This window comes from Pseudoalteromonas sp. S1650 (genome assembly GCF_005887195.1).
Taxonomy (GTDB): domain Bacteria; phylum Pseudomonadota; class Gammaproteobacteria; order Enterobacterales; family Alteromonadaceae; genus Pseudoalteromonas; species Pseudoalteromonas simplex.
In genome coordinates this window covers 1-5,784 of record NZ_PNDF01000128.1, presented here as the reverse complement: position 1 = coordinate 5,784, position 5,784 = coordinate 1, and the positions used below count along the sequence as shown (strand labels likewise).

Genomic DNA, 5,784 nt, shown 5'->3' with positions numbered 1-5,784 from the left:
ACTGAGCTAATGACCCGCTCTTTTTTCCGCATTTTGGCTGTTGTTACCAATCGCCTGCTGCGGGCGCTTATAATACTTATTTAAATGCTGAGTGCAACAGAAAATATCTCTTTTTTTAAGTTTTTATGTCTAGTTGCCTAATTTTAGACCGCTTATGTCAAAAAGCAGTCTAATCAGGTCAAATCTACATTTGCGACAGACGTTCTGTGGCTAATTTAGCAGCGGTAGTACTTGGGTACTGATTAATTAAATCATTAAAGGTTTTAAGGGCTTGCTCGCCTAAACCTTGATCCGCTAATAAGTTTCCTAACTTTAACATTGCATCTGGGCGCTTATTAGAATTAGGGTATTCATTCACAACAACTTTAAAGTGCTCAGTCGCACCTGCTTGATCGTTTTGAATAGTTAACAGCTGACCTAACCAATAATGCGCATTAGATGCATACACTGAATTTGGGTATGTCGTTAAGAATGCTTGAAACTCAGGAATTGCTTGCTCATAACGTTTATCTTTCATGATTAACGCCACTGCACGCTCATAAGCTTCGTTTTCAGATAAGTCTGAACTGATTGCCTGTGATGCACCTACATCTGTATAAGTATTTGTAGGTTGAGTTTGTGTTGCAGCAGGCTGGCTATAAGCTTGGCTAACTCGGTTCTCAATTTCTTGATATAGCTCACGCTGACGTTGCAGTACTTTTTCAAGCTTATAGCTTTGCTCTTCTGTAATACCACGTACTTGGCTCACTTCGTCTTGTAAAATATTAAGCTGCTGCTGAAGCTCAGCTTGCAATAAATTACGTGACTTCATCATGTTTTCTAAAGCGACTAAACGCTTCTCAATGCTCGATTGCGAGCTTGCAGCTTCTGAAACAGGAGCGGGAGCAGCCCATAACTGGGTGCTCCCGCTTAAGATCATTGCTGCCAAAATAATTTTCGGCTTCATAATGACTCTTTATTAGTAAACTAATACTGCGCGACGGTTCTTCGCGAACGCTTCTTCAGTGCGAGACTTAACCATTGGCTTCTCTTCACCATAGCTCACTACTGACATTTGGCTAGCAGAAACACCTAAACTTTGTAAGTATTTTTCTACTGCTTGACCACGGTGCTCGCCTAGTGCGATGTTGTACTCAGGCGTACCGCGCTCATCAGCGTGACCTTCGATTAGTACTTTAACTGAAGGGTTTTGTACTAAGAATTCAGCGTGTGCTTGTAATAGTTCAGCATACTTGCTTTGGATTTTTGCGTTATCAAAACCAAAGTAAATGATTTGCTCTTGACGTAACGCTTCGTATTTTTCACGAAGTGCTTCTTCAGCTTGTTGCTCTGGAGTAAGCGTTGCAACTTCAACAGTATCAGTGTTGTTTGATTGCTCAACCATACCTTGGTTAGATTGGTTTGCAGCACCTTCATCAACACCTGAAGAAGAGCTACACGCCGCTAATGTCATCACTGGCACAGCAATTAGCAGGCCTTTTAAAGTTTTATTAAGTTGCATTTAATTGATTCCTATATTGAGTAAACCAGTATAATTACTGTAAATAAGGCGACCAAGCCGGTGCCTTAACTTGTCCGTCTAGCACAGGTAAGCGTGCTTTAAAGCGACCATCCATAGAAACTAACGCCAACACCTGTTTATTATTATGAAGCGTGCTGTAGATAATCATCGAGCCGTTTGGTGCGATACTCGGCGATTCATCAAGGCGTGTTCTAGTTAATACTTGGAACGCACCTGTAGCTAGCTCTTTCTTAGCAAGATGGTATTGACCGTTGGTACGGTTCACCATCACTAATTCTTTTCCGTCTGGAGAAACCGAACCTGCTAGGTTCATATCTCCGTCAAACGTCATGCGTTTTGACCTACCAGTTTGCAAATTTAACTTATAAATCTGGGCATTACCACCCCTTTCAGACGTAAACACAATATCTTGCCCATTAGGGAACCAAGATGGTTCAGTATCTATACTACGGTGATTTGTAAGGCGTCTTTCTTTGCGAGTTGCAAGGTCTAAAACATATACTTCTGTTGCACCATTGCGGTCTTTAGAGAGCACTAATAGTAGCTTTTTGCCATCAGGTGAGAACTGTGGCGCACCATTAATACCAGGGTGACTTGTGATCAGCTCACGTTTACCCGTGTATAAATCTTGAATGTAAATTTGGCTTTGACGATTTTCAAATGTTACATACGCAAGCTTAGTACCATCTGGTGACCATGCCGGTGACATTAATGGTTCTTTCGAGCGAAGTAATACTTGCTCATTAAAACCATCATAATCAGCAACGACTAACTGATAAGGCATTGCCTGATTTTCTCTCACAATAACGTAGGCAATCTTCGTTAAGAATGCACCTTTTTCGCCAGTTAAAGCTTCGTATACAACATCACTGATGCGGTGAGCGTAGCGGCGGAAACCCGTTTCAGCTATTACACTTTCTCTTGCATCAAGAATATGGTCTTGGCTTTTAACTAACTTACCGTTACTCATCATCTGTGTTTGACCACCCGTGATCTGACCACGAATAACATCAATAAGCTCATACTTAACTAAGTAACGTCCACCTGGCTGTTGTTCAACTTGACCAACAAGAACGGCTTCAACACCTTTATTAACCCATGCAGCATAGTCAACGTCAGTATCAGTTGCTGGTAATTGAGGCATTGTTGCTACATCAATAGGTTTAAATTTACCACTACGCATTAAGTCTGCTGCAATAACAGTACTTAACTTTTCAGGGATGGGGCCAACCCCATTGTATTGAAATGGCACAACCGCAATCGGACGTGCACCATCAACACCTTCGGTAATAACAATTTCTAGTGCAGCACTGGCGATGCCATGAAAGCCCAGTAATACAATAAAACATGCTGTTTTTATCTGGTTGAACATATCATTCCTTTAGAATTCTGGCTTGATTGTTAAATTAATATTTTTAAGTTGCTCAAATACGTCTTTATCAGGTGATACCGGGAGTGTATCTGCCATACGAACAGCTCGAAGCGCAGCTTCACACACTAATTTATCACCACCTAATGACTTAACTTGTGTTACTAAGCCATTAAAGCCAAGACGAATATTTACACGACATTGTTTATTCTTCATCTTTTCATCGATAAGTAAAGTTTGCTGAATACGTGCCATTATTAAGGCTTTATATTTATCGACTTCACTTACAATTTGCTGTTGACGAACTTTATTTCGTGCAGCTTGCTCAGCAGCTAACTGCTCTTGCAACATTTGCTCTTGCAATGCTTGCTGGCGTTTACGCTCGGCTTCGGCTTCTTTGCGTTTACGTTCAGCTTCTGCTTCGGCAGCTTTACGCTTACGCTCTTCTTCCGCTTTCTTTAACGCCTCTTCTTCAGCTTTGCGCTTTTCTGCTGCAGCTTTTGCTGCTGCTTCAGCTTCTTGCTTTTGCTTTTCTGCTTGTTGCGCTTTAGCACGTTCTTTTTGCTGAATTTCACGTGCTTTTTTCGCTTGTGCTTCGGCTTCTGCTTTTTCTTTCTCTTTCGCGCGGCGCTGTTGTTCTAGCTTTTTAAGACGACGGTCTTCCGCTTCACGTTGCTTACGTGCATCATTAGCACGTCGTTCGAGATCACGAAGACGCTTTGCTTCAGCTTGTTTTTTAGCTTCTTCTTGCTTTTTTAGCTCAGCAATTTTTTGTTCAACCTTTTGTTGGTCTACCGTAACTGCTGAAACAGCCTTTTCTGGCTCAGGCATAGCTGGATTCAAAGTTACTTCCATTACCTTAGGAGTAGGTAAATGAAAACTAGCTGATCCAATTAAAAAACCAATAATCCCCAGATGTAATAGAATCGATTTGATTAATGACTCACGCATACTAACCCTCAAATGATTCGGTCATTAGACCCACTGAAGGCACACCGGCATTTTTCAAAAAGTCCATGAGTAGCAGTACTTCTTGATAAGAAACACGGCCCGAACCTTTGATCATCACTGGCGTATCTGGATTCTTTTGCAGCTGAAGTTTAATCACTGCAGCAACATCCAACGCTTCCATTGGTGCTTCAGGATCTGTACCAATACTTACATAGTATTTACCTTCAGCATCAATTGACGCAATAATTGGAGGCGTATCTTTAGTATCAACAAGATCCGATTCTTCCATCTTTGGCAAATCTACTTTTACACCATGAGTAATAAGTGGCGCAGTTGCCATAAATATGATTAGTAGTACCAACATTACGTCAATGTAAGGAACTACGTTTATCTCACCTACTGGGCGACGTTTCTTACGCTGGTACATTCGCTTTAGCCTCTATTTGCGCAGCAGCTTGGCGGTGTAAAATATTGGCGAACTCTTCCATGAAGTTAATATAATTACCTTCAAGCTTTTCTACTTTGTTTGCAAAACGGTTGTAAGCAATAACAGCTGGAATTGCAGCAAATAAACCCATTGCTGTTGCGATTAGTGCTTCAGCAATACCTGGCGCTACCATTTGTAGCGTTGCTTGCTTAACTTCACCTAATGCGATAAATGCGTTCATAATACCCCACACCGTACCAAACAGGCCGATGTAAGGACTAATAGAACCCACTGTTGCTAAAAACGATAAACTTGACTCAAGCTTTTCAACTTCACGCGATAAAGCAACACGCATTGAACGGTGTGTGCCTTCCATAACAATACTTGCACTTTGTGGTGAATTTTTCTTATGACGTGCAAACTCTTTAAAACCTGCAACGAATAATGCTTCAACACCTGATGCGCCTCCAGGACGCGCTGATACTTCGTTGTATAATTTACTTAGGTCAATACCCGACCAAAACTTCTGCTCAAAGCGCTTTGCGCCATTAAGTGCATCAGAAATCGCTTTTTTACGCTGAAAGATAATTGCCCATGACATTACCGACATACCGACTAATGCCAACATTACTAGCTGGACAAGTACACTGGCTTCTAGAATAAGATCTAAAAAGTTAAGCCCTGATCCCACGTTAAACTCCTAAAATAGATTTCTATGTAATTTGTTATATTTTTTACACTTGTATTTATTGACCACAAAGGCGGCCAAAAGTTACATCTAGTGTATCTAGTCAGCTATGAACTGACAACGCTCTTGCTGTGAATTAGCGGCAAATAACGGTAAAAAGCAATTTGCTTAGTTATTTTTTAGCCATATTAGGTTTTATCAATACAATTATGCATATTTTCACCTTAATAATAAGTCACTACAGTGACACTAAAAAGCAACCAAAACAGCCAAAAACTCGGCGTTTATTCATAAATAACGCATAAACACCCAAAAGCACTTTTACGAATCTACTACAGAATACTTAAACTAATCCTGAATAAAGTTCTTAAAATTTATAAAAACCTTCCCATTCATAAACTTAAAATTAATATATTCACAATGTGAACAAAAAGAAAACAATTAAAAAATACACTAACATTAGTTTTTTTTATCTGAAAATAAAATTTTTCTAGTTTGAAGAAAAATCCATCATTGCGTATTATTTACCTATACCGAGCTAGCAACCTCATGAAAGTTTCTTTCATTAAGCTCCGTTTTTAGCAATATGAAAATTCGTATTGCACTAGGTTTGCTTAAATCTGGATAAAACCTTTTTTAAGTAGACCGTAGTTCCCTGGATTACTTCCTTCAACTTGTTGTTTGCCCGCATCCTTATGCGGGCTTTTTTTTGCCTACACAAACGTCAATGAGAATACCTATCGATATCTTAACAGCATGTGAATTACAGGTGTTAAAATGAGACAACAACCCAGTGGTAAGCGGTTAGTGGTTAGTGGTTAGTGGTT

6 protein-coding genes are annotated in these 5,784 nt (G+C 40.1%); all 6 read right to left on the bottom strand.

Annotated elements, in window-relative coordinates; all coding sequences use genetic code 11:
• Positions 1 to 184 precede the first annotated feature (184 nt).
• The 6 genes from ybgF to tolQ are packed head-to-tail and all read right to left on the bottom strand — an operon-like array spanning position 185 to position 4,960.
• A complete protein-coding gene (gene ybgF / locus CWB80_RS21800) occupies positions 185 to 946 on the bottom strand; it encodes a tol-pal system protein YbgF (protein ID WP_054553017.1) in 762 nt (253 codons plus the stop codon).
• Positions 947 to 958: 12 nt separating this feature from the next.
• On the bottom strand, positions 959 to 1,501 hold the full coding sequence (gene pal, locus CWB80_RS21795; RefSeq protein ID WP_054553016.1) for a peptidoglycan-associated lipoprotein Pal: 543 nt from the start codon (positions 1,499 to 1,501) through the stop codon (positions 959 to 961).
• A gap of 34 nt (positions 1,502 to 1,535) precedes the next feature.
• Positions 1,536 to 2,894: a Tol-Pal system beta propeller repeat protein TolB gene (tolB, locus tag CWB80_RS21790; RefSeq protein WP_054553015.1), complete on the bottom strand. Its 1,359-nt coding sequence runs from the start codon at positions 2,892 to 2,894 to the stop codon at positions 1,536 to 1,538.
• Positions 2,895 to 2,903: 9 nt separating this feature from the next.
• Complete coding sequence (tolA, locus tag CWB80_RS21785; RefSeq protein ID WP_054553014.1) at positions 2,904 to 3,842, bottom strand: cell envelope integrity protein TolA; 939 nt, start codon at positions 3,840 to 3,842, stop codon at positions 2,904 to 2,906.
• A gap of 1 nt (position 3,843) precedes the next feature.
• Positions 3,844 to 4,269 carry a protein TolR gene (tolR, locus tag CWB80_RS21780; RefSeq protein ID WP_054553013.1) on the bottom strand — a complete coding sequence of 142 codons (426 nt, stop codon included), beginning with the start codon at positions 4,267 to 4,269 and terminating at the stop codon, positions 3,844 to 3,846.
• The gene (gene tolQ / locus CWB80_RS21775) at positions 4,256 to 4,960 is read right to left on the bottom strand and encodes a protein TolQ (RefSeq protein ID WP_054553012.1); all 705 of its coding nucleotides are present in this window, start codon (positions 4,958 to 4,960) and stop codon (positions 4,256 to 4,258) included. Before tolQ ends, tolR begins: the two co-directional genes overlap by 14 nt.
• Between the last annotated feature and the right edge of the window lie 824 nt (positions 4,961 to 5,784).